This is a genomic window from Streptomyces sp. HUAS MG91 (assembly GCF_040529335.1).
Lineage (GTDB): Bacteria > Actinomycetota > Actinomycetes > Streptomycetales > Streptomycetaceae > Streptomyces > Streptomyces tabacisoli.
This window is the reverse complement of the sequence record NZ_CP159534.1, coordinates 5,167,459-5,189,892: the sequence shown is the minus strand read 5'-3', so window position 1 is coordinate 5,189,892 and position 22,434 is coordinate 5,167,459. Positions and strand designations below refer to the sequence as shown.

28 protein-coding genes, 1 pseudogene and 1 riboswitch are annotated in these 22,434 nt (G+C 68.8%); of the genes and pseudogenes, 19 read left to right on the top strand and 10 right to left on the bottom strand.

Going from position 1 to position 22,434, the window contains the following annotated elements; translation table 11 throughout:
- Positions 1 to 3 precede the first annotated feature (3 nt).
- The gene (locus ABII15_RS23775) at positions 4 to 1,452 is read right to left on the bottom strand and encodes a glycine hydroxymethyltransferase (protein ID WP_353944312.1); all 1,449 of its coding nucleotides are present in this window, start codon (positions 1,450 to 1,452) and stop codon (positions 4 to 6) included.
- 28 nt (positions 1,453 to 1,480) lie between these two features.
- A riboswitch (ZMP/ZTP riboswitch) is annotated at positions 1,481 to 1,567 on the bottom strand.
- A 127-nt stretch (positions 1,568 to 1,694) separates the two neighbouring features.
- On the opposite strand from ABII15_RS23775, the gene rocD reads away from it, so the two are divergent.
- Positions 1,695 to 2,909, top strand: a complete 1,215-nt coding sequence (rocD, locus tag ABII15_RS23770) for an ornithine--oxo-acid transaminase (RefSeq protein WP_353947172.1) — start codon at positions 1,695 to 1,697, stop codon at positions 2,907 to 2,909.
- Between the two features lie 4 nt (positions 2,910 to 2,913).
- Here the strand turns inward: rocD and ABII15_RS23765 are convergent, their stop codons facing one another.
- Both ABII15_RS23765 and ABII15_RS23760 read right to left on the bottom strand, forming a co-directional pair.
- Positions 2,914 to 4,101 carry a glutathionylspermidine synthase family protein gene (locus ABII15_RS23765; RefSeq protein ID WP_353944311.1) on the bottom strand — a complete coding sequence of 396 codons (1,188 nt, stop codon included), beginning with the start codon at positions 4,099 to 4,101 and terminating at the stop codon, positions 2,914 to 2,916.
- Between the two features lie 8 nt (positions 4,102 to 4,109).
- Positions 4,110 to 4,436 carry a hypothetical protein gene (locus ABII15_RS23760; RefSeq protein ID WP_353944310.1) on the bottom strand — a complete coding sequence of 109 codons (327 nt, stop codon included), beginning with the start codon at positions 4,434 to 4,436 and terminating at the stop codon, positions 4,110 to 4,112.
- Positions 4,437 to 4,567: 131 nt separating this feature from the next.
- On the opposite strand from ABII15_RS23760, the gene ABII15_RS23755 reads away from it, so the two are divergent.
- Entirely contained in the window at positions 4,568 to 5,404 is an 837-nt protein-coding gene (locus ABII15_RS23755; protein ID WP_353947171.1) for a hypothetical protein, read from the top strand.
- A 452-nt stretch (positions 5,405 to 5,856) separates the two neighbouring features.
- Here ABII15_RS23755 and ABII15_RS23750 read toward each other — a convergent pair whose 3' ends face one another.
- Positions 5,857 to 7,272, bottom strand: coding sequence for a PLP-dependent aminotransferase family protein (locus ABII15_RS23750; protein ID WP_353944309.1), 1,416 nt, complete (start codon positions 7,270 to 7,272; stop codon positions 5,857 to 5,859).
- A 46-nt stretch (positions 7,273 to 7,318) separates the two neighbouring features.
- On the opposite strand from ABII15_RS23750, the gene ABII15_RS23745 reads away from it, so the two are divergent.
- Genes ABII15_RS23745 through ABII15_RS23735 form a run of 3 tightly spaced genes read left to right on the top strand, consistent with a single transcriptional unit; the run spans position 7,319 to position 8,993 of the window.
- Positions 7,319 to 7,822 (top strand): carboxymuconolactone decarboxylase family protein, encoded by a 504-nt coding sequence (locus ABII15_RS23745; RefSeq protein WP_353944308.1) that lies wholly within the window; start codon positions 7,319 to 7,321, stop codon positions 7,820 to 7,822.
- The gene (locus ABII15_RS23740) at positions 7,819 to 8,268 is read left to right on the top strand and encodes a carboxymuconolactone decarboxylase family protein (RefSeq protein WP_353944307.1); all 450 of its coding nucleotides are present in this window, start codon (positions 7,819 to 7,821) and stop codon (positions 8,266 to 8,268) included. The genes ABII15_RS23745 and ABII15_RS23740 overlap by 4 nt, the downstream gene beginning before the upstream one ends.
- Complete coding sequence (locus tag ABII15_RS23735) at positions 8,262 to 8,993, top strand: isocitrate lyase/phosphoenolpyruvate mutase family protein (protein WP_353944306.1); 732 nt, start codon at positions 8,262 to 8,264, stop codon at positions 8,991 to 8,993. The genes ABII15_RS23740 and ABII15_RS23735 overlap by 7 nt, the downstream gene beginning before the upstream one ends.
- 28 nt (positions 8,994 to 9,021) lie before the next feature.
- Here ABII15_RS23735 and ABII15_RS23730 read toward each other — a convergent pair whose 3' ends face one another.
- Entirely contained in the window at positions 9,022 to 9,945 is a 924-nt protein-coding gene (locus ABII15_RS23730) for an RNA polymerase sigma-70 factor (protein WP_353944305.1), read from the bottom strand.
- A 216-nt stretch (positions 9,946 to 10,161) separates the two neighbouring features.
- Between ABII15_RS23730 and ABII15_RS23725 the strand changes: the two genes are divergently transcribed.
- Both ABII15_RS23725 and ABII15_RS23720 read left to right on the top strand, forming a co-directional pair.
- Positions 10,162 to 10,500, top strand: coding sequence for a hypothetical protein (locus ABII15_RS23725; RefSeq protein ID WP_353944304.1), 339 nt, complete (start codon positions 10,162 to 10,164; stop codon positions 10,498 to 10,500).
- 53 nt (positions 10,501 to 10,553) lie between these two features.
- Positions 10,554 to 11,135, top strand: a complete 582-nt coding sequence (locus tag ABII15_RS23720; RefSeq protein WP_353944303.1) for a DinB family protein — start codon at positions 10,554 to 10,556, stop codon at positions 11,133 to 11,135.
- A gap of 8 nt (positions 11,136 to 11,143) precedes the next feature.
- On the opposite strand, the gene ABII15_RS23715 is transcribed toward ABII15_RS23720, so the two are convergent.
- Positions 11,144 to 11,791 carry a hypothetical protein gene (locus ABII15_RS23715; RefSeq protein WP_353944302.1) on the bottom strand — a complete coding sequence of 216 codons (648 nt, stop codon included), beginning with the start codon at positions 11,789 to 11,791 and terminating at the stop codon, positions 11,144 to 11,146.
- 276 nt (positions 11,792 to 12,067) lie between these two features.
- Here ABII15_RS23715 and ABII15_RS23710 point away from each other — a divergent pair, with 276 nt between their 5' ends.
- The 7 genes and pseudogenes from ABII15_RS23710 to ABII15_RS23680 all read left to right on the top strand — a co-directional run bounded on the left by ABII15_RS23710 (position 12,068) and on the right by ABII15_RS23680 (position 15,542).
- Positions 12,068 to 12,412 carry a hypothetical protein gene (locus ABII15_RS23710; protein WP_353944301.1) on the top strand — a complete coding sequence of 115 codons (345 nt, stop codon included), beginning with the start codon at positions 12,068 to 12,070 and terminating at the stop codon, positions 12,410 to 12,412.
- Positions 12,413 to 12,508: 96 nt separating this feature from the next.
- Positions 12,509 to 13,030, top strand: a pseudogene (locus tag ABII15_RS23705) (alpha/beta fold hydrolase); the annotation flags it as partial.
- A 155-nt stretch (positions 13,031 to 13,185) separates the two neighbouring features.
- Entirely contained in the window at positions 13,186 to 13,422 is a 237-nt protein-coding gene (locus tag ABII15_RS23700; RefSeq protein ID WP_353944300.1) for a type II toxin-antitoxin system VapB family antitoxin, read from the top strand.
- Positions 13,419 to 13,835 (top strand): PIN domain nuclease, encoded by a 417-nt coding sequence (locus ABII15_RS23695; RefSeq protein ID WP_353944299.1) that lies wholly within the window; start codon positions 13,419 to 13,421, stop codon positions 13,833 to 13,835. Before ABII15_RS23700 ends, ABII15_RS23695 begins: the two co-directional genes overlap by 4 nt.
- Before the next feature lie 114 nt (positions 13,836 to 13,949).
- The gene (locus ABII15_RS23690; protein ID WP_353944298.1) at positions 13,950 to 14,291 is read left to right on the top strand and encodes a hypothetical protein; all 342 of its coding nucleotides are present in this window, start codon (positions 13,950 to 13,952) and stop codon (positions 14,289 to 14,291) included.
- A 215-nt stretch (positions 14,292 to 14,506) separates the two neighbouring features.
- Entirely contained in the window at positions 14,507 to 14,866 is a 360-nt protein-coding gene (locus ABII15_RS23685; protein ID WP_353944297.1) for a hypothetical protein, read from the top strand.
- A gap of 193 nt (positions 14,867 to 15,059) precedes the next feature.
- Positions 15,060 to 15,542 carry a hypothetical protein gene (locus ABII15_RS23680; RefSeq protein ID WP_353944296.1) on the top strand — a complete coding sequence of 161 codons (483 nt, stop codon included), beginning with the start codon at positions 15,060 to 15,062 and terminating at the stop codon, positions 15,540 to 15,542.
- A gap of 50 nt (positions 15,543 to 15,592) precedes the next feature.
- Here ABII15_RS23680 and ABII15_RS23675 read toward each other — a convergent pair whose 3' ends face one another.
- The 4 genes from ABII15_RS23675 to ABII15_RS23660 form a co-directional block, all read right to left on the bottom strand.
- Positions 15,593 to 15,910 (bottom strand): hypothetical protein, encoded by a 318-nt coding sequence (locus ABII15_RS23675; RefSeq protein ID WP_353944295.1) that lies wholly within the window; start codon positions 15,908 to 15,910, stop codon positions 15,593 to 15,595.
- Positions 15,911 to 16,128: 218 nt separating this feature from the next.
- Positions 16,129 to 16,899, bottom strand: coding sequence for a transposase family protein (locus ABII15_RS23670; RefSeq protein ID WP_353944294.1), 771 nt, complete (start codon positions 16,897 to 16,899; stop codon positions 16,129 to 16,131).
- Positions 16,900 to 17,188: 289 nt separating this feature from the next.
- Positions 17,189 to 17,716 (bottom strand): hypothetical protein, encoded by a 528-nt coding sequence (locus tag ABII15_RS23665; RefSeq protein ID WP_353944293.1) that lies wholly within the window; start codon positions 17,714 to 17,716, stop codon positions 17,189 to 17,191.
- A gap of 71 nt (positions 17,717 to 17,787) precedes the next feature.
- A complete protein-coding gene (locus ABII15_RS23660; protein ID WP_353944292.1) occupies positions 17,788 to 18,180 on the bottom strand; it encodes a hypothetical protein in 393 nt (130 codons plus the stop codon).
- A gap of 429 nt (positions 18,181 to 18,609) precedes the next feature.
- Between ABII15_RS23660 and ABII15_RS23655 the strand changes: the two genes are divergently transcribed.
- The 5 genes from ABII15_RS23655 to ABII15_RS23635 all read left to right on the top strand — a co-directional run bounded on the left by ABII15_RS23655 (position 18,610) and on the right by ABII15_RS23635 (position 22,370).
- Positions 18,610 to 18,948 carry a hypothetical protein gene (locus tag ABII15_RS23655; protein WP_353944291.1) on the top strand — a complete coding sequence of 113 codons (339 nt, stop codon included), beginning with the start codon at positions 18,610 to 18,612 and terminating at the stop codon, positions 18,946 to 18,948.
- A gap of 49 nt (positions 18,949 to 18,997) precedes the next feature.
- Complete coding sequence (locus ABII15_RS23650) at positions 18,998 to 19,432, top strand: PPE domain-containing protein (RefSeq protein WP_353944290.1); 435 nt, start codon at positions 18,998 to 19,000, stop codon at positions 19,430 to 19,432.
- Complete coding sequence (locus tag ABII15_RS23645) at positions 19,429 to 21,192, top strand: DUF6571 family protein (protein WP_353944289.1); 1,764 nt, start codon at positions 19,429 to 19,431, stop codon at positions 21,190 to 21,192. Before ABII15_RS23650 ends, ABII15_RS23645 begins: the two co-directional genes overlap by 4 nt.
- Positions 21,189 to 21,785, top strand: coding sequence for a hypothetical protein (locus ABII15_RS23640; RefSeq protein WP_353944288.1), 597 nt, complete (start codon positions 21,189 to 21,191; stop codon positions 21,783 to 21,785). The genes ABII15_RS23645 and ABII15_RS23640 overlap by 4 nt, the downstream gene beginning before the upstream one ends.
- 132 nt (positions 21,786 to 21,917) lie before the next feature.
- Positions 21,918 to 22,370: a hypothetical protein gene (locus tag ABII15_RS23635; protein ID WP_353944287.1), complete on the top strand. Its 453-nt coding sequence runs from the start codon at positions 21,918 to 21,920 to the stop codon at positions 22,368 to 22,370.
- Positions 22,371 to 22,434: the final 64 nt, after the last annotated feature.

Sequence of the window (22,434 nt, the reverse complement as noted above, 5' to 3'; positions counted from 1 at the left end):
GGCTCAGCCCAGGTCGATCTGCCCGTACAGCGGGAACGGCCGCAGCAGGTCGGCGGCGCGCTGGGCGACCTCGTCGGAGATCTTCTGCTCCAGGACGTGGCTCGCCTTGGAGGGGGCGCCGGACTTGGTGGTGCCCGGCTCGGCGGTGGTCAGGACCCGGTCGATGAGGGCGGCGATCTCGTCCATCTCGGCGGTGCCCAGGCCGCGCGTGGTCAGCGCGGGGGTGCCGATGCGGATGCCGGAGGTGTACCAGGCGCCGTTCGGGTCGGCGGGGATGGCGTTGCGGTTGGTGACGACGCCGGAGTCGAGCAGCGCGGACTCGGCCTGGCGGCCGGTGAGCCCGTAGGAGGAGGCGACGTCGATGAGGTTGAGGTGGTTGTCGGTGCCGCCGGTGACGAGGGTGGCGCCGCGCCGCATGAGCCCCTCGGCCAGCGCCTTGGCGTTGTCGACGATCCGCTGGGCGTAGTCCTGGAAGGCGGGCTGCCGGGCCTCGGCGAGGGCGACGGCCTTGGCGGCCATGACGTGCGGCAGCGGGCCGCCGAGCACCATCGGGCAGCCGCGGTCGACCTGGTCCTTGAGGGAGTCGTCGCACAGCACCATGCCGCCGCGCGGGCCGCGCAGCGACTTGTGGGTGGTGGTCGTCACGATCTGCGCGTGCGGCACCGGGTCGAAGTCGCCGGTCAGCACCTTGCCCGCGACGAGACCGGCGAAGTGCGCCATGTCGACCATGAGCGTCGCGCCGACCTCGTCGGCGATCTCGCGCATGATCCGGAAGTTCACCAGGCGCGGGTAGGCGGAGTACCCGGCGACGAGGATGAGCGGCTTGAACTCCCGGGCCTGGGCGCGCAGGGCCTCGTAGTCGATGAGGCCGGTGGCGGGGTCGGTGCCGTACGAGCGCTGGTCGAACATCTTGCCGGAGATGTTCGGGCGGAAGCCGTGGGTGAGGTGGCCGCCCGCGTCGAGCGACATGCCGAGCATCCGCTGGTTGCCGAAGGCCTGGCGCAGCTCGGCCCAGTCGGCGTCGCTCAGGTCGTTCATCTGCCGGACGCCGGTCTTCGCGAGGAACGGCACCTCGACGCGGTCGGCGAGGACGGCCCAGAAGGCGACCAGGTTGGCGTCGATGCCGGAGTGCGGCTGGACGTAGGCGTGCCGGGCGCCGAACAGCTCGCGGGCGTGCTCGGCGGCGATTCCCTCGACGGTGTCGACGTTGCGGCAGCCGGCGTAGAAGCGGCGGCCGACGGTGCCCTCGGCGTACTTGTCGCTGAACCAGTTGCCCATGGCCAGCAGGGTGGCCGGGGAGGCGTAGTTCTCGGACGCGATCAGCTTGAGCATCTCGCGCTGGTCGGTGAGTTCCTGGCCGATGGCGTCGGCGATGCGCGGCTCGACGCTCCGTACGACATCGAGGGCGGCGCGGTACGCGGTGGACTCGGGGGTGAGATCGGGCTTGCTCATGAGGGCTGCCTCCGGACACGGTCGGTTCGCGGTCGGCCCAGGCGCACGGCACACAGTTCACGAGCCGCTCCCCGATGGTCGGTCCCATCCCAGCGCGCCAGTCACGGCTCGTTTCTCACATTACCGGGCGCGCCGTCGGGCGAGGTTTCCGCGTCCGGCATGCGAGCCACGATAGGAACGGGCCACAAGCCCGTCCCGCACCGCCCGCCGAGTGCCGTACGAACGGAGATCCCGTGACTTCTGTGACTCCCGACCACGCCACGCAGGACTTCATCAGCGCGTCCGACGCGCACAGCGCGCACAACTACCACCCGCTGCCGGTGGTCGTCGCCACCGGTGACGGCGCCTGGCTGACGGATGTCGAGGGCCGCCGCTATCTGGACATGCTCGCCGGGTACTCCGCGCTCAACTTCGGGCACGGCAACCGGCGGCTGATCGACGCGGCAAAGGCCCAGCTGGAGCGGGTGACGCTGACGTCGCGCGCCTTCCACCACGACCGGTTCGCCGACTTCTGCACGCAGCTCGCCGAGCTGTGCGGCAAGGACATGGTGCTGCCGATGAACACGGGCGCGGAGGCCGTCGAGACCGCCGTGAAGACCGCCCGCAAGTGGGGCTACCGGGTCAAGGGCGTCCCGGACGGGCGGGCCCGGATCGTGGTGGCGTCCGACAACTTCCACGGGCGCACGACGACGATCGTCAGCTTCTCCACGGACCCCGAGGCGCGGGCCGACTTCGGGCCGTACACGCCGGGCTTCGACATCGTCCCGTACGGGGATCTGGAGGCGCTGCGGGCCGCGGTCACGGACGAGACGGTGGCCGTGCTCCTCGAACCGATCCAGGGCGAGGCGGGCGTCCTGGTGCCGCCGCCCGGCTATCTCCCGGGCGTACGGGAGCTGACGCGCGAGCGCGGGGTGCTGTTCATCGCGGACGAGATCCAGTCGGGGCTCGGGCGGACCGGCCGGACGTTCGCGTGCGAGCACGAGGGCGTGGTGCCGGACATGTACGTGCTGGGCAAGGCGCTCGGTGGCGGGGTCGTACCGGTGTCGGCGGTGGTCGCCGACCGCGATGTGCTCGGCGTGTTCCGGCCGGGCGAGCACGGCTCGACGTTCGGCGGGAACCCGCTCGCCTGCGCGGTGGGACTGGAAGTGATCGCGATGCTGCGCGGCGGGGAGTTCCAGCGGCGGGCCACCGAACTGGGCGAGCATCTGCACGCCGAGCTGGCGCTGCTGGCCGGGACGGGCAAGGTCACCGAGGTCCGCGGCCGTGGCCTGTGGGCGGGCGTCGACATCGACCCCGCGTACGGGACCGGCCGGGAGATCTCGGAGAAGCTGATGGCCCGGGGTGTCCTGGTGAAGGACACCCACGGGTCGACCATCCGGATCGCGCCGCCGCTGGTGATCGGCAAGGAGGATCTGGACTGGGGTCTGGATCAGCTGCGGGCGGTGCTGGGCGCGTAGCCCGTCACCGGATCACGTGCGGGAGGAAGCGGGCGTAGCCGTCGGTGACGAGGCCCGCCGACTCCCGGATGCCGAGGCCGGCTGCCTCGCCGTCGACGACCCAGGCGCCGAGCACCGTGCGGTTGCCGTCGAAGTCGGGCAGGGGCGCCAACTCCTGGTAGCAGCAGGGCTCTTCGGACAGGGCGGCGGGGGCGGACCCGGGTTCGTGCAGGGTGACGCCCTCGCCCTCCCTGCCCAGCAGCGGCTTGGCCACGTAACCGGTGGTGGCGGCGAGGTCGCGGGGGCCGTCGACGTAGGCGGGCAGCAGGTTCGGGTGGTCCGGGTACAGCTCCCACAGGACGGCGAGCAGCGCCTTGTTGCTGAGGAGCATCTTCCAGGCGGGCTCGATCCACAGGGTGCTGCCGGTGCCGCCGCCGTTGTCGAGGGTGTCCAGGACGTGGTCGGCGAACGCGTCCGTGGTCAGCCACTCCCACGGGTACAGCTTGAAGCAGCTGCGGATGAACCGGAGTTGGTTGTCGACGAAGCGGCCCGAGAGGTCGTCCCAGCCGATCTCCTCCATCGAGATCCAGTCGGTGGCGAGGCCCGCCTGCTCGGCGGTCTCCTTCAGATACCCGACGGTCATCAGGTCCTCGCCGAGTTCGTCGGCGGCCGAGTGCGCGAAGTGCAGGGGGCTGCCGGGCGGCAGCAGGGCCGCCTGCCGCTTCCAGGCGTCGACGAGGCGTTCGTGGAGGGAGTTCCACTGGTCGGCGCCGGGGAAGCGCTCCTCCATCCAGAACCACTGGGGGCTCGCCGCCTCGACGAGGGAGGTGGGGGTGTCGGCGTTGTACTCCAGGAGCTTCGCCGGGCCCGTGCCGTCGTAGCGGAGGTCGAAACGCCCGTAGAGGGAAGGGAGTTCGTCCCGGCGGCGCCAGGACTCGGTGACCGCGCGCACGACGCGCGGGTCGGTGATGCCGAGGTCGGCGAAGCGGTCCCGGTCGACGATGTGCGCGGCCGCGGCCAGGGACATGGCGTGCAGTTCCTCGACGATCTCCTCCAGCGCCTCGACCTCGGGCAGCGAGAACTCGTAGTAGGCGCTCTCGTCCCAGTACGGGCGCAGCGAGTCGTCCGGGTAGCGGGTCAGCGGGTAGATGAGCCCCTGCTCCTCCACGGTCCGCTGCCAGCCGGGACGCGGCGTGATGACGTGTCTGCGCATGGTGTGCCTCAGCCGCCCGATCCGCCCTTGCCGCCGAACCCGCCGCGCGAGACGCCCGATCCGCCGCCGGAGGACTTGCTGAACGACCCGCTCTTCATGCGGCTGCCGCTCTTGGAGCCGCCGTAGTACCAGCCGGTGTGGCCGCTCGTCGATCCGTCCTTGCAGTACTTGTCGTCGACGACCTTGTAGCCCTTGCCGGAGGTGTAGCTGTCGCGGTCGACGCAGCGCTTGTCCGGGTCGGAGTCGCAGGCACTGAGGGTGGCGGCGAGCAGTCCCACGCCGCCGAGCACGACGGTGCCGGAACGCAGGCGGCGTCGGGTGGTGCTGTCTGTCATACGTGTTCCCCCGTGTGTCCGATGGTGACGATGTGGCCGGTGGTGTTCCGGCGCTCGGATTGCTCAGCGTAGAGAGCGCCTGGCGTGGCCACGCATCCGAGTACCCCTAGATTCCTCGTGTGACTCTGGGAATGCTGTGCGCGCTGGCTTCGGCCGTCTGTTTCGGAACGGCCTCCGTGCTCCAGGCGATGGCCGCGCGGGCGGCTCCGCCGGGGACCGGGTCGGGGGTCGATCCGGCGCTGCTGGTACGGGCGTTGGGGCAGTGGCGCTATGTCGCGGGGCTCGGCCTCGACGCGGTCGGGTTCGTGTTCCAGGTCGTGGCGCTGCGCAGCATTCCGATCTACGCGGTGGGGGCGGCGCTGGCCGCGAGTCTGGCCGTCACCGCGGTGGTCGCGGCACGGCTGTTGCGGGTGCGGTTGAGCGGGGCCGAGTGGGGCGCGGTGGCGGCGGTGTGCGCCGGGCTCGCGATGCTGGCGCTGGCCTCCGGCGCGGAGGGGGACCGGGCCGGGTCGGACGCGCTGCGGTGGGCGATGCTCGGGGTGGCCGTCGGGGTGCTCGGGGTCGGGGCGGCGGCGGGACGGCTTCCGGGGCGCGGGCGGGCGCTCGCGCTGGGCCTCGGCTCGGGTTTCGGCTTCGGAGTGGTCGAGGTGAGCGTCCGCCTGATCGACGACGTGTCGCCCGGGGCACTCCTGACGAACCCGGCGACGTACGCGCTGCTGGTCGGGGGTGGGGCGGCGTTCTTGTTGCTGACGTCGGCGTTGCAGCGGGGGTCGGTGACGGTGGCTACGGCCGGGATGGTCCTCGGGGAGACGGTTGGGCCGGCGCTGGTGGGTGTGGCGTGCCTGGGCGATCGGACGCGGGCCGGGTTCGGGTGGCTGGGGGTGGTGGGGTTCGGGGTGGCCGTGGCAGGCGCCCTGACCTTGGCCCGCTTCGGAGAGGCGCCGGCCCCATCGGACTCCGCGCCGTAGTCCCGGTGACCGCTTCTCGCGCCGTTCCCCGCGCCCCTGGAGCCTTGCGCTGCGCGCGGCTTTTCGTTGCCGGGTGCGGCTCTCGTCGTGGCTGGTCGCGCAGTTCCCCGCGCCCCTGAGGCATGCGCTGACGCGCAGCCTCCCCTTTGAGGCTGCGCTCCGCGCGCCTCCGATCAAGGACACGGGGCGCGCCTCTGATGAAGGGCGGGTGCCGCGCCTCTCCGATGAAGGACGGGTGGCGCGCCTCTCTGGTGAAGGGCGGGTGGCGCGCCTCTCTGGTGAGATGGCGCACGAAGTGCGCATCTCAGGGGCGCGGGGAACTGCGCGACCAGCCACGACGAGAGGCGCGCGTGGCAGATGGTTTTAGGGGCGCGGGGAACTGCGCGAGAAGCGGCCACCGGGCCGCGGACGAACGACAACCCAGGGGCGCGGGGAACTGCGCGGCCGGCCCCCTACGGCAGTACCCGGCACAGCGCATCCAGCGCCCCACCCCACCCATGATCCGGAGGCGTCCCGTACCCCACGACCAGGGCGTCGAGCGGATCCGCGCCGGAGGCGTCGGCATGCCGATAACTGGACAGCCCCACCACCCCGAGCCCCTGCCAGGCGGCAGCCCGCACCACGGAGTCCTCGGTACCCGGCGCCAGCGGAAGCACGGCATGCAGCCCGGCCGCGATCCCGGTAACCCGAACAGAAGGCGCCCGTTCGGCCAGCGCGGCGACCAGCTGATCCCGACGACGCCGGTACCGCAGTCGAGCGCCCCGCAGATGACGGTCGTAGGCCCCGGAGTTCAGGAACTCGGCGAGGGTCAGCTGATCGAGCACCCCGCACGACCAGTCACTGACCCCCTTGGCGGCGGCCACCTCGTCGGCGAGCCCGGGCGGCAGCACCATCCACCCCAGCCGCAGCCCCGGCGCGAGCGACTTGCTGGTGGTGCCCAGATAGACGACCCGGTGCGGATCGAGCCCCTGGAGCGCGCCGACGGGCTGCCGGTCGTAGCGGAACTCCCCGTCGTAGTCGTCCTCGATGACGAGCCCGCCGGTGCGCCGCGCCCAGTCGACGACGGCGGCCCGCCGGTCGGGCTGGAGCGGATCGCCCATCGGGAACTGATGGGCGGGGGTGAGCAGCACGGCCCCGGCAGACCCCAACTCCGCTACCGCGGTGCCGAGTTGGTCGAGCGGCAGCGGCCGCGTGCGCAGCCCGGCCCGGTTCAGGATCAGCCAGTGCGGAGGCAGCCCGTACGACTCGACGGCGACATCGGTGACCCCGCGCCCGCGCAGCACCTCCCCGAGCAGCATCAGCCCGTGCGCGAACCCGGAGCAGATCACGATGCGCTCGGGATCGGCGTGCACCCCGCGGGCCCGCGCGAGATACCCGGCGAGCGCGGCGCGCAGTTCGGGACGCCCGCGCGGGTCGCCGTAGCCGAGGGCGTCGTTCGGCGCGGCGGTCAGGGCGCGGCGGGCCGCCTTGAGCCAGGCGGCGCGGGGGAAGGAAGCGAGGTCGGGGGTGCCGGGCTGGAGGTTGTGGACCAGCGGCCCGGCGGCCCGGCGGGCCGGGGTGGGGGCCGCTCGGGGCGTGTCGACGGGCCGCTCGGCGACCCGGGTGCCGGACCCCTGCCGCGCCGTGAGCCAGCCCTCGGCGACGAGATCGGCGTAGGCGTCGGCGACGGTGTTGCGGGCCATGCCCAGGTCGGCGGCGAGGGTGCGCGAGGAGGGCAGCCGGGTGCCGGGGGCGAGGCGCCCGCCGCGTACCGCCTCGCGCAGCGCGTCGGTCAGCCCGCGCCGCAGCCCGTGCGCCCCGGCGGGGTCGATGTGGAGGTCGATCCCGAGCGCCTGCCCGGACGCCGAAGTGGCCCACTCATTTGCCATGGAAATGGACCATACACGTGGGCTACTGGCTTCGTAGGCTGGCAGCATGAACACGAACAGCGGCAGCACCCCCGAGTACGTCCACGAGCACACCCCGCGCCTGGCCTGGGCCAAGCACGCCCCCGAGGTCTACAAGGCGATGATCCAGCTGGACACCGCCGCCCGTAAGGGCCTGGATCCGGTGGTGTTCGAGCTGGTCAAGATCCGCGCCTCGCAGCTGAACCATTGCGCGTTCTGCCTCGACATGCACACGAAGGACGCGCTGGCGGCCGGCGAGAGCGTCGAGCGGATCGTGCAGCTCAGCGCGTGGGAGGAGAGCCGGCACTTCTACACGGAGAAGGAGGTCGCGGCGCTGGCGCTGACCGAGGCGATCACGGTCCTGACGGACGGTTTCGTGCCGGACGACGTGTACGAGGAGGCGGCCCGGCTCTACGACGAGGCCGAGCTGAGCCGGCTCATCGCGGCGATCACGACGATCAACGCGTGGAACCGGTTCGGCGTGACCACCCGCATGGTCGCCGGCCACTACAAGCCGCAGACCGCCAAGTGACCATCCGTACGCACCACTTGGACCCGGAGGTTCGCCGCGCGCTGCAGTCCGCGGGCGCGGCGGCGAAGCGGGGCCTGGGCGATCCGGTCCTCGCCGAACTGGTGATGATCCGGGCCTCGCAGCTCAACGCGTGCGCGTTCTGCCTGGACATGCACGTGGACATCGCCGTGGAGAAGAACGGCGAGAGCGCCAAGCGGATCGCCCTGCTCGACGCCTGGCGCGAGGCCGGCGACCTGTACAGCGAGCGGGAGCGGGCGGCGCTGGCCCTGACGGAGGCGATCACGCTCCTGACGGCCGACTCCGTACCGGATGATGTGTTCGAGGTGGTGTCCGAGCACTTCACCGAGCCCCAACTCGCCCATCTCATCGGGGTGATCACGGTCATCAACAGCTGGAACCGTCTGATGGTCGCCCGCCGCATCGAGCCAGGAGGCCCAGCATGGTGAACCCGGCCGCGACGTTCCGCGCCCTGCACCACGACCGCTCCCCCGGCGACCCGCTGGTCCTGCCCGGCCCGTGGGACGCGGCGAGCGCCCGCGCCTTCGAGGATGCGGGCTTCCCCGCCCTCGCGACGCCGAGCGCGGGGGTCGCTGCGTCCCTCGGCTACGAGGACGGTTCCACCCCCGCCGACGAGATGTTCGCGGCGGTGCGGCGCATCGCGCGCTCGGTGTCGGTGCCGGTCAGCGCGGACGTCGAGGACGGTTACGGCCTGCCCCCGAAGGAACTGGTGGCCCGGCTCCTGGACGCGGGCGCGGTCGGCTGCAACCTGGAGGACTCGACCCGCGCGGATGGCCTCAAAGACCCTCGCGCACACGCCGATTGGCTCGCTGAGGTCCGGGCGGCGGCGGGCGACGCCCTCGTCCTGAACGCCCGTATCGATACGTTCATCAGGGGCGCCGCCGACCCGGTGGCGGAGGCGGTCGACCGGGCCCGCCTGTACATCGCGGCGGGCGCCGACTGCGTCTACCCGATCGGCGCCCCGCTGACGGCCCTGCCCCACCTGCGCGCGGCCGTCGAGGGCCCGATCAACGCGGGCGCCCCGGCGGACGGCTCCGTGCTCCGGGAGTGGGGCGCGGCGGGGGCGACCCGGATCACGTTCGGCCCGGGGTTGCAGAGGCGGGCCGCGACGGCGGTAGGGGAGATCGCGGAGCGGATCCGGCGCGGGGAGTAGTGCGCACGGGCGCGACGGGAGGCGCCGGTCACCCGGACCGACGCCGCGCCCGCCGCACCTCCTGGTCGACGGCCCAGGGGTCGGCCACCGGTCCGAGGTGGGTCAGCTTGTCGGGGTTGATGACGGAGCGGATCGTGCGGATCCGCCCGTCCAGCACGTCCAGCACGAAGGTCCGCAGGATCTTCCCGTCGCGATCGCGGAAGAGCGCTCCGGGCTGACCGTTGATGCGGCGCGGCGTGCAGGTGATGCCGGTGCGCGCCATCAGCGGGTGCACGGTGGCCAGCAGCCGTGCCACGTTCCGGTCACCGGCGACGGCCCGGGCCAGCTGCGGCGCCTTGCCGCCACCGTCGCCGACGAGCTGGACGTCGGCGGACAGCAGGCTCCGCAAGCCTTCCATGTCCCCCTGGGCCATCGCGTCGAAGAACCGTCGCGCCAGTTCGTCGCGCTCGCCCTGGTCCGTCGCGAACCGGGGCCGCCCCTCGTCCATGTGGCGCCGGGCGCGGACGAGCAGTTGGCGGCACGCCGCCTGCGAACGTCCGGTGGCCGTGGCGATGTCGTCGAACCCGAAGGCGAACACCTCCCGCAGCACGAACACCGATCGCTCCAGCGGGCTGAGCCGTTCCAGGAGCACCAGGGCGGCCATCGACAGCGAGTCGGCGAGTTCCGCCGCGCGGGCCGGGTCCTCGTACGGGTCGTCGAGCAGCGGCTCGGGCAGCCACGGCCCGACGTACGCCTCGCGCCGCACCCGGGCGGAGCGCAGCACGTCGATCGAGATCCGGGTCACCGTGGTCGCCAGGTACGCCTTGAGCGACTCCGGCACCACGGGTGAGGCGGCGTAGCGCAGCCAGGTCTCCTGCACCGCGTCCTCCGCCTCGCCGACGCTGCCGAGCATCCGGTACGCGATCGAGAACAGCAGGGGTCTCAGTTCCTCGAACTCCGTCGCCTCGCCCATTTCCCGCTCCCCCTGCGCGCCCGAATGCCCCTGTGGATCATGGCAGTTGCGGCCCCGGGCCGCGGCGCTTCCGCTCGGCCCGGGTGTGATCCACGTCTCCCCGGATTCCGGCTCCGCGATGTCACGGACAGCCCAGCTGTCTCGTCCCGCGTCAAGAAGACCTCGTGGCCCGCCCGCTCACCCGTTCCGCCCGCTTCGGACAGAAGGACAACTGGCATGAACATCCTCCGGTACGTGTTCCTCGTCTTCCACCTCTTCGGGTTCGCCGCGATCCTGGGCGGCATCTTCTACCAGTTGCGCGGCAAGGACCCCGTGACCGGCGGATACATGGTGACCAGCGCGGTCGTCCAGTTGGTCACCGGCGCCGGCCTCGTCTGGACCCGTCTCTCCCTCGACCTGCCGGTGTCGCACGCGAAGATGGGCGTGAAGCTGGGCCTCGACGTCCTGGTGGCGGTGTTCGCGCTGGTGGGGATGGGCTCCAGAGCCGCCTGGGCCTTCTACGCCGTGGCCACGGTCACGGCGGCCGCGGTGATCGTGGCGGTGGCCTGGACGTAGTCGCCACGGACGGATCTTGAGGCCGGCGGCGGCCCGTGGCAGTGTCGTTCGGCATGATCGATGAGTTCGCGAAGGACCACCTGCACAGGAGGCTGCGCCGGGACCGCGAGGCGCTGCTCTGGAAACTCGACGGCTTGTCCGAGTACGACGCCCGCCGCCCTTTGACGGCGACCGGGACCAACCTCCTCGGCCTGGTCAAACACGTGGCCACCGTCGAGGCCAGATATTTCGGCGAGGTCTTCGACCGCCCTTCTCCGGAACCGCTGTCCCGGTGGCAGGACTCCGACGGCAGCGATCTGTGGGCGGCCGAGGACGAGACCCGCGATCGGATCATCGCGTTCTACCGGCGTACGTGGGAGCACTCGGACGCGACGATCGGCGAGCTGCCCCTCGACGCCCCCGGTCACGTGCCGTGGTGGTCGGAGCCGTATCCCAACACGACCCTGTTCGCCGTCATGGTCCACGTCCTCAGCGAGTCCGTCCGGCACACCGGGCACGCCGACATCCTGCGCGAGGGCCTGGACGGCCGGACCGGGCTGCGCGCCGAGCACGAGCAGCCGATCGACGAGGAGACCCGTGCGGCCCACCGCGCGAAGATCGAGCAGGCCGCCGTCAACAGCCTGCTCGCACGATGACTTGGACGTCACACCATGGAGAACATGGGCTCGCGCCACTTGTTGTCGTGCAGACCGGCCCGCCTGGCCAGCTCTTCGCGCTCCGGACCCAGTTCCCGACGCCGCGGCTCCGACTTGCCCCAGTCGTCCGGCTTGATGAAGAGCATGGCTTTGGCAGTAGGAGAGAGGAGCACTCCTCCGTACGGGAGATCACCGGCCACCCACCCGCCTTCCTCGAACCCCGCGGGCCACTTCGTGCTGCCCGTGGCGTTGAGACCGCGCATCAGCGGAGCGCCATGCTGCCCACGGGTGGAGACACGCAGCGCGAACACGACGCCGTACAGCTTCCCCGTCTCCTTCTTCTTGACGACCCGCGAGTAGGGCACGAGGGGATAGAGACGCAGGATCCGTCGGCATGCGAGGAGGCGGGTGGCGTACCGGAGCCGGTACGCAGCCGTGAACAGGAGGTACAGCCCCGGGAGAATGGGGAGCACGGCGATCACGGAAGCCGAGAAGAAGCCCAGGTTGACCCCGACGACCGGCCCCAGAGTCAACGGGAGAATCAGGCAGAGGCGCACAGCCGTGAACTTCGCGAGCGCCCGTTTCGCGTACGACAGCGCCAGCTCCACATCAGGCGCTCCGGGCATCCCCTCCGGAACGGCAATCTCGTCGGCCATGCCGGGTCTCCTTCTCGATGCATGAACATCTCAGCGCAGGAACGTAGTTCGTGACCGCAGTCGGCGGTGGCTGGGCGACACGGAGCGCGGGCAGCTCTCTGCGCCTGACCGGGATCAATGCCAAGGACCGCATGCCACCCGCTGCACACGAACGAGGGTGGAGCCGGCGCCGTCGACGACTGCCCCGGTTCCAGCTCAAAGGCCGGATCGTGCCGTTGACTGGCCCGGCCGCCGGGCGGACCCTGCGATGTAAAACGTCCGGGAAAGGTGGACAAAGTGACGTTTGCACTCCAGGTTGCCCAAGATGCCTTGGCGGCTGCACCGCGTAAGACGACCACGCTGACCGCCGTCTGGGACTCGGTCCTCGTGCGGGGCATAGGCGTGACGTCCGTCTTCCGCTTCGGCACGGGCCAGTACGCCGTGTTCTTCGACCGGGATGTCTCCCAAGGCACGTACATCGCCACCTTGGGAACCGCGGGCACGTTAGCTTTCATGCCCCCGGGTGAGATCACCGTGGGCCCTGCCAGCATTCCGAACGCCGTAGTCGTGCTCACTTTCGGCAGTGCAGGGATTCCTTTCCAGGATCGCGGTTTCCATCTGGCGGTTCACCTGCCGCAATGAGAATCGGGGGCCGCGCCGCACCTCCGGGCCGGAAGACGACGTCGTGACCGGGGCGGGTGGCCCTCGAAGGGGGCCGGGGGAGGAGAGGTCGCTACCTCGCCCGAGCCGAACGCGATGCCGCTGATCCTGACGCACGGCTGGCCCGGCTCGGTCCTGGAATTCCTTGACGTCGTCGGCCCGCTGACCGACCCCCGGGCCGACGGCGGTGACCCCGCCGACGCCTTCCACGTCGTGATCCCGTCCATTCCTGGTTTCGGTTTCTCAGGCCCGACGAGGGAAACGCACTGGGACTACCGCCGCGTCGCTCGCGCCTGGGCCGAGCTGATGGAACGGCTCGGCTACCAGCGCTATGGCGCACAGGGCGGCGACTTCGGCTCAGGGATATCCAGGGACCTCGGCCTCATCGCCCCCGAGCGGCTGATCGGCATCCACCGCAACAGCCCACCGACCTTCCCCGCGGGCGACGCCTCCACGCTCGGCGAACTCGACCGCGAACGTCTGGGCAGCTGGACCCGTCACCAGACGGAGACCTCCGGCTACGTGGCCGTGCAGTCCACCCGGCCGCAGACCCTCGCCTACGCTCTGAGCGACTCACCGGTCGGTCAACTGGCTTGGATCGCCGCCATGGAGGAACCAGACCTGCTCACCGCGGACATCCGGGCCTTCTTCCGCACGCTCGCGGCCTGATCAGGCCGGAGCCGTCCCGGCTGCCGGAAGCCGCCCATGTGGGTAAAGTATGAGAGTCACCCACATGGGATACAAAGGAGTCTGCGATGAGCGTGACCAACGTCGACGTGGACGACGATGTCCTGGCCGAGGCGGCTCGGCTCCTCGGCACCAGTACCAAGAAGGACACCATCAACACGGCCCTCGAAGAGGTCATAAAGCGCCATCGGCGCCGGGCCGCCTACGACCGGCTGGCCGAGCGTGGCGCACGCGGTGGGCTCGACCGGCTGAAGAGCGACCTGGAAGCACGCAAGGCAGCGCGGCGGAGCGACACGGCCGAGTGATCACGTATCTGCTCGACACCAGCGCCTTCGTCCACCTGGGCTCCGATCCGGAAGCGCACCGCCGCTGGGACCCGGAGATCGAGACGGGAGCGGTCGGGATCTGCGAGCCCACCCGGGCCGAGATCCTGTACAGCGCGCTCGGCCCGGACGACCGGGACGAGATCGACGAGGAGCTCTCCGACCTGTTCGAACCGGTCACCGTCCCCAAGGACATCTGGCGGTGGGTGAACGCGGCACAGTACAAACTCACGCGCGCCGGACAGCACCGGGCCGCGGGCGTCGTCGACCTCGTGCTCTGCGGCACAGCGGCTCATCACGGCCTCACGGTGCTGCACCGCGACCACGACTTCGCCACCGTGTCACGGGTCCTCAAGGACCTGCACGAGTGCGACGTCCGCCGGGCACAGGCCTGACCGAGCACCGGCCACCCCTCGCATCGCGTTCGACCCTGGGCTCCCCTGTGATCTCGCCCTCCACTTCCGTCACCTGTTGCTCACGACGAGTCACGGATGGCAGGATCGTTGGCCATGGATGGCATACGGGGGCCTGAAGAACTGCTCGACGGTCCGGTCGAGAAGGTTTCTCAGGAGCAAGTGGAGGCCGCGCGCAGCGAGTTCACGGCGCTGCTGGGCGAGTTCCGGCGCACGCCGGTGCTGGTGCCGCTGGACGATCAGGACGGTCTGTGGTCGGCGGAGTCGGGTGGGCTGCGCTGGATCTGCGCGTTCTCGCACGAGGAGTCGCTGGGCCGTTTTCTGGAGGGGCGGGGCGCCACGGCCGCCGACCGGGGCCGGCCCTTTGTGAAGGTGCTGGGCGCGCGGTTGCTCGACGAGGCGGTCGGCGCCGTGGGCGTCCACACCCGCCTCGCGTGAGTATGTTCTGAGGCACCTCCAGGAGTCAGTCAATAATGGGTTTGGTCGAAGCTTTACGACCGAATATGGAATATTCGGAGTAACGAACTCTGTAATCTATGGCCCCCACGGGATTAGAGGGGTTGAGAGCACATGGCAGTTCATGCCCGACGGAAGCCATCGCCTTTCTACTGTAATTTTCAGAGGCGGTTCACGACGGTCCCGAGCACGGAGCAATGATGCAAGAAGCCTTCCGGATTCCCCTTGAGGCAGAGTTTCTCGAGGAAATCGGCGTGGAACCAGTGCGCCGCGATGCCGGAGACACACTCGAACTCAACTTGAGTGAAGTGACCGGAGAGTCCTTATTCCTCACGACGAGCGAGACAGGGAGGTCCGTTCGGATCAAATGGGGTGAAGAAAAAGGAGAATGGGCGGTTGACATTTTCAGAGAGGGTGCCACTTGCATGCGCATCGACTCTCAGCACAACCGGACATCCATCCTCATCGACTTCTCTCTAGGGGCAACAAAGGGAGAACTGAAGCTGCAGATTTTTCCCAGAGTAGCGATCTCCGACCAGCAGCTTTTTTCTCAGTAGACCCGCCCCTTCCTCCTGGTGGGTGGGCCCCACCTCCACGCCTCCGGATTTCAGCGCCCGCCTGACACATCGAGCGCGAGACGGCGATGCAGGCCGAGCTGGACTCCTCGCCGCCGACGCCCGCCGCCACTGTCCGCCAAGTCGATCGAGCCGAAGAGATGAAGCGCCTCATCGGCGCACTGGAGAGCAAGTCATGAACGGAATGAAGTCCGTCGCGGAATTCGTGGCCACAGGAAAGTTCCACGGATTAGGGCTGGGCTCACCCTTGAGCGCGGTAACCGAGAAGATTCGCGTCGACTTCATCGAAGAAGCCGACGAGGAAAATCTCTCCCTGAGAAGGGACTACGGGTTCATTGAGTTTCATTTTTCCCAGGAACCGGAGTGGGTCGTGACAAGTGGCATGCTGGAACTGCACAGAATCGCCGGCAACAGCACTTTGATGGCCGAATGGGAAGAAACTATGCAGGAAGTTTTCCCTCGATACTTCAGCTGGGGTGAATTCAGCCAGCAGTACCACCGAATTCCGGATGCCCCGCCCCTGATCCGCACAGCACAAGGCGGTTTTGTCGAGTACCGCTCAGCGGCCACAAGGGTCTCCGTCCTGGTGGTGGACGGAGAAGACGGGCGAGACGATTGGCCTGGAGGCTGCGACGTATGGAGCGTTAGCCTTGGCTAAGGGCTGTCCCGTATTCGCCTCATCCTGCGGCGTACGCGAGGGTTAAACTCTCAGTCACCTTCCAGGTGGAGTTCAAGGCTCGCGGCTTCAGCGCAACGCTCGGCAAGCCCGCGAATCTTCTCCAGGACGTCCCGCTCTTCCTGCCCCATCACGAAGTCACAGGTGGCATCGATCTCGGAGAGGAACTGGGGCATGTCTGCCGACGTAAGGATTCGGGTGCGGTACGGATCCACGCGGGCGAGCATCGGCAGACTGCTATTCACGCACAAAGTGGAGAACAGGTCCGCCCCGTCCTGGACGAAGTCCACCATGGTCAGCCGACGACTCTTGGGGCTCGTCCCCCGCTGCGCCACCTGCATCAGCAGCACGTCAACACCCATTCCTCATACCTCTTCCAGCATCCTGAACCCTCACCAAGAGGCTGCGAAACGGGCTCCAGGCTCCGTCCACGGCCAAGACGACGTCACCCTGTCGCACCAGGATCGTCTCATCCGCGGCCACCCTCGCCATTTGCGGCACAGCCCTTAAAGGTTGTTGCACAAGGCTGCGTTCTGGCAGGTCAGAGCCGGTGGAGACGGTTTTCTGGTCATGATGCGAGGGCGAGGTTGTGCATCTGGGCGACGGCCTGGACGGCGTGGTGGAGGCCGTCGCCGTGCTGCCGGCAGTCGCGGAGGATCTTGTAGTTCTTCATCCGGCCGATCACGTGCTCGACCCGGGCGCGGACCTTGCGGTGGGCCGCGTTGTCGTCCTCTTCGCCCGGCAGCAGCTCGCGTCGGGGGCGTTTGCGGTGCGGGGTGACCATGCCGCAGTTCAGGTAGGCGCCGTCGCCGAGGACCGTCACGCCCCGGCAGCGCGCGGCCAGGCCGGAGGCGCGCCAGGCGTGCGCGTCCGCGGTGGTGCCCGGCACCGGCCGGGCCGCCGCGATCACCAGGCGGGTATCGGCATCGACGATGACCTGCACGTTCGCCGAGAACCGGTAGTTGCGGCTGGAGGTGCCGACGTGGCGGTCCCGGACCGGGATCAGGGTGCCGTCCACGATCCACAGCCGGTCCGCCGCGTCGGCCGGACGGGCCACCGGCTCCAGCGCGAGCAGCGGGCCCAGCTTCTGGATGACCCGGCACACCGTCGAGGAGGAGACGCCGAACAGCGGGCCGAGCTGCCGCATGGTCAGGTTCGTGCGGTAGTACACGGCCACCACCAGGACCCGTTCGGCCAGCGGCAGGCTCCACGGCCGGCCCCGCAGGGTGCCGTTGCCGCCCCGGTCCCGGACCGTCTTCAGCAGCCGCCCGAACTTCTCCAACGACAGCCCCGTGAACGTCTCCACCCACACACGTTCAGCCCTCAACACCCCAGCCATACACCGGAGATGCCCAGATCACGGCCTTGTGCAACACCCTTTAAAGGGTGTTGCACAACCGCGATCACGCCTGAATTCGGCCACCACAGGCATGATCGACTGCCCGCTTGTGCACCGTCTTCCACCGGCCTGGCCGGGGCCCGCAGAGCGGATCTGGAGATCGTCCGCGCCTTGTGCAACACCCTTTAGAGTTCGTTGCACTATCAGTGGACGGGGAGCGTCTCTGCGCTGTCACCACGGAAGAAGACGATTTCTGGTTGGTGACGCACATCTTCGGCTCGTGAGGCGCTCAGTATCCGAGCGCGAACTCGGCAAGCCTGTGGAAGTCGTCCACTCCCAAGCCGACCCGCGGATCGACGTGGTGGAGGAGCGCGCGACCCGGGTGGTGTGCGGCTACGTGTGTCTCGTCGAGTGTGCTCTGCTCGTCGTCCACCCAGGCGAAGGGGCGGCCGTTGGCGTGGTCCAGGAGGGGATCGGTCTTCCAGTGGACTCCGTCGGGGCGCTCTTGGAGCAGGACGCCGCCGAAGTCGACGAAGGGCAGTTCGGGGAGGCCGAGCACCGGAGCGATCCAGCGATTGGCGTCGCCCATCCAGGCGGTGGCCCAGCACAGTTCGTAGTCGAGCCGGAGAAGAGCCCGACCGTGCGCGGGGTTGAGCCACACCCGCAGAGGCCGTCGTTGGATCGATGGTCCTTCGTCGTTCTCCGAGCTCTCTCGGGGAACCCTGATCGTCGTGTAGCCGGCAGGACGTCTTTGCGGCTTGGCCGCATAGGGGTTGAGCGGTCCGTCCACGTCGAGAAACAGCAGTGGTCGTTTCACGATCCCCCTTTCCCCTCTGCCAGTTGTGTCGTTGAAGCCCAGCTACAGCGTCCGGGACCTGGTGGTCTTCATCAACTCTGTTTGGTGGGTCTGCTTCCTTGAGGCCTCCCGTTGGTCGCGGTCGGGGCGTCCGCCAGGAGCACCGTGTAGACGTCGTGGTCGAAGACCTGGACCGTACTCGGCTCCCCGCTCATCCACGCGATACCACCCGCCGCCGCCTCGGCGTCCTCGACCGCGGCCACCATGCGGCGCAGGACGTCACCGTCGCGGCCGGTGGACAGGAAGTGCTGCGGGGTGAGCCGCCTGCTCGGTACGTGCAGCAGCATGGCGTTCGGGCCGTCGGACAGGTTGACGGCCGTGTGTTGGTAGCCGAGGACGTGGACGAGCCCGTGCTCGGGGTGGTGCGTGCGGCCGCAATACGCGATCGTTCCGGAGGAATCGGCGGCGCCCGCCGATGTGCACATGCCGGAAAGGTACCTCCCCCTCCTCAGCGCGGCGGACCGGTGACCGGGATCCGCGGCGGGGGACGCGGTTCCGGCCACGAAGCCGGGCCGCAGCACGGGCGGCCGGGGGCGTGGCGCCGTGGGCCGAGGGGCTCGCGGGAGGGGTCCCTGGCTGCCGTCGGGGCGGCTGGACCGGTGGAACGGCGACGCGGGGGAACTCCGTGGCCCCGCACTCCGCAGCCGTTCCTCAGTGCACAGCGGACCTCAGTGCACAGCGGACCGAGGCATTTCCGCCAGATCCCCTCGGTCTCCCCGCCCACAGTATCGAACGGTTGTACCGTTCCCGGAAATCAAGACCACGCACGCGAGAGCTGGGGCCAAGGGGCCAATGGGGGCTGATCTCTGATGACGGCGCAATCCGATCCCGAGGGTTCGCGCGCCCGGGGAGGCATGAGCAAGACCGACACCGACCGCATGGACCAGGCAGCGAATTCGCTGGTGGAACTGCGAGGTGAGACGGCGAGGGTGGACGACCGCGCCGACGAGGACACGCTGAGCGCCGTCAAGGGACTCAACAAGCACACCGCTCCCGGCCCACCAGACGCGGGCTCCTGGATGACGGCCGGCTCTCTGATGACGATGGACATGCGCTGGGGCGAGCAGGTGACCCACCTCAAGAACATGTTGCAGGACATCAGCGACCGCATGCACACCACCACCGGCCACTACACCCGCACCGAACAGGAAGAACGAGCCCGTATGGCCTCGGTCCACACCCCGTTCGGATAGCCGGTCCGGTCCGGCGTCGCCGCCGCACGTCTCCGAAGGAACACCGCGCATGTTGTCTTTCGCGTACCTCAAAGAGGCCGACCTCGCGCCTCTGGCCACTGCCGCCGACTCCTGGAAAGGCCTCCCGGCCAAGTACCAGAGCCTGCGGGACGAGTTCACCCGCCGTGTCCTCGACCGACTCGAAGGCCACTGGGAAGGCGACGCGGCCGAGTCCGCTTTCGCCACCATGAAGAAGGCGCGCAAGCAGTACGAGGACGCCGCCGTCGAGGCCGGACGCATCGCCCGGCTGCTCGCCGACGCCCACGACGAGTTCAGCACGTACCAGAAGCAGCTCCACGCCCTGCTGGAGGAAGCTCCTGGCGACGGTTTCCGGATCTCCGACAAGGGCGTGATCGAGGATGTGGACAAGCGCTGGGACAGCCCCACCGCCTCGGCTGCCGAAGGATTCGCCACCGAGCGCAAGGAAGCCTGGAGTCCCGCATGAAACGCATCCTGGAACTCGCCACCGCGGCCGACGCCGCCGCGAGCGGCGCCCTGGAGCGGGACGCCAACGGCGAGGACAGCACGTCGTTCAACACCAGCGTCTACACGAGCCTCGACGCCTTCGAGGCGGACGAGGCCGCGCACCTCATGAAGAAGAAGGGCCGGCTGACCCCCGTCGAGTTCGACCAGCTGAACGCGGTTCTCTCAGCCAATCGCGACGACCCGGAGTTCGCCCGGCGCTTCGCGGTGAGGACAGGCGCCGACACCACGCTGGAGCGGTACAACGAACTGGTCAACCCGCCGGCCGGGACGCATCTCTCGAAGAAGGACATCGCCGAACTCAAGTCTTTCCAGAAGAACCTGGGCACCACCCTGGGAACCGCCACCCGGTCCGACGACCACGGCAAGGCGGATCCCGCCATCACCAAGTTCCAGGAGGACCTTCGCGCCGCGGGTCAGCACGAGTTCAAGGCCAACCCGACCGAGTCCGCCCACGGTTTCAGCGGCTATCAGGTCGGAGCCAGCCTGATGAGCCAGGGGAAGTGGGACACGAACTTCCTCCAGGACTACGGCGACGATCTCATCAGCGCCGAAAGACACGGCACGTCCGGTGGCGGGCAGAGACCCGAAGCCTTCTGGAGCGCCGGCAACACCCGCAGCCCAGGCCTGGCCAACATGGTGCCCCTCGACCCCATGAACGGCTTCGCCGATGCCCTCGGACACAATCCCGAGGCCTCCACAGAATTCCTCACCGGCAGCACCACCGTCGGCAACGAGAAGGTGGACCACCTCGACTACCTCCTCAAAGAACGTCAATGGCCCGAGGGAGGCGCCTACACCGGCGACGCCAAGAACCCCAGCGGCTACGACCATCTCGGGCACGCCCTGGAATCAGGCACCACCGGACGTTCTTACGACGACGTGGACGCCGAGCCCGTCAAGCACAGTGCGGAACGCGCGGCGCTGATGCACGACGTGGTCGACACGGTCGGCGTGCAACCGGAGATCCTCACCGAAGGCGGGCGCGACGCGATGCGCGACAGCCTGGGGAACATGACCGCCGACTACATGGCCGACTTCCAGGCGGCCGTGGGCAACGAACAGGGCACCATCGTGCCGTTCGGGGAGGACGCGAGACTCGACACCGCGCCCTTCCAGCCCTTCCTCTCCGCAGTGGGTCAGGATCCCGACGCCTACGCGGCCATCACCCAGGCCGAACAGGCCAACACCGCGGTTCTCATGCGCCGCGTCATCGACAGCCATCCGGCGGATCTGAACACAGCAATGGAAAACGTCACTCACCCGGGGGCCGTCGTCGCCGGAATCATGGGCGGCGCCCGCGCTCATGCCATTCATGAGGCACACTCCGCCTCGGACGCGGACTACAACAGCGCCGTCGCCACCACTGACAAATGGGTGGGACGCGGATTGTCGATGGCCGTCGGCGGCGCCACCGCCGCCGTCTCTCCCGTAGCCGGGGTCGTCGCCGGATTCGCGGTCGAGGACATTCAGGAGCTCGTCGTCGACCGGGCTCAGCGGGACACCACCGCTGAGGCCAGAAACGAGGCGGACACCTCGTACGCACAAGGAATCAAGGCCATCAGGACGTCCAGTGCCGACTCTCTTCGGTTGGCCCTACAGGCTTCGGGAACCAACATGTCGCAACGGGAAATTGACGTGCAGGCAGATGCGGTCGCCCGTGCGGCCTCTGTGGGATACACCTCGGGCGTGGCCTGGAACTCCGCGGTGAACGGCTCATGAGCACACCGTTCCCCACCCACCTGCGGCAATGGGCGACAGCTGTGCTGGCGCTGCTCCTGCTCACTCTGACCAGTTGCAGCGGTGACGACGATTCGCCCCGCGCGCCACGCACTGCCGCCACCGTCTGCGACCACAAACTCTCCGGTCCGGTGTTCGGCCGCCTGCTCGGCGACGACGGCGTCAGGTCGGAGGACACCAGCCACTTCCATCCGACCAAATGGCGGGCAGGCGGATACTGCTGGCTGCACGGCACGGAGAACCGCTTCATCAGCGTCTCCTACCTCTGGAAGAAGACCCTGAAGAACAAGCCCGGCACATCGCCGAGCCCCACTCCCTCCGCGCCGCACGACACCTTCACCGTGGGTTCGACCACCGGCACGGTCGCCGACCACCGGGCGTCGATCGACATGCCCTGCGAAGCACCGGGCGTGTTCAAGAAGGGGGAGGTCGTACTGAACGTCGAGGTCATGGACATGCCCCCGTACCAGCCCTTCGACCGCGCCCTGCGTCGACACCTGGCGGAGGCGGGCATCAAAGCCACTCACTACCTTGCGGGAGAGGTCTTCGCCTGTCCGGCGGGGAGATCCAGTTGACCAAGGAGTCTGCCATGAGCCTGCCCAGCGTCGACGTGGAGCAGCGCGGTGGAGCGAAAGGGGCGTCCCCCATCGCAGGTCATGATTCACGCCGTCAGGTCCGAGTGTGGGCGACTATCCGGAGATCAAATAGTGCCAAGCGAGGAACTTCGCAAGAAGATCCAGTACCGCAGTGAAGCAATTGAAGCCGAAAAGCTACCGCTCAAACTTACCGACTTCCGCTGCTTCGGATACGTGCAGGAAAGGGATATTCCCGTATGGGTCGGCCGCCACGTTTCCCAGTGGCAACAGACCAACTCGGAACCTCACTCACGGATTGACGACGACCGCGAGGAGCGAATCAATCGATGGGTTGAGCGTTTTACCGAGACTTCAGGAGTCGGAAGGAGATTCTACTGCCGGACGGGACTGGAGTTCTTTCCATGGATTGACTGCGAAGCAACAGAGGAGACGTGGGGCGGCAATCTCCGTGAGGCCCTGGGAAGTGATTTGATTTTCGTCTCCCACAATAAAACGCGCATAGCAGTCGTCTTCGAGGAAGAGTACGAACTTCTGGGGTTTTCGGGGTCCGCACTCGAACGGTAGAGCGGGGTGGTCCGATCCCGGCAGTCCCTGCCTCGACGTTGCCTTCCGGCAAGAGAGTCGATGT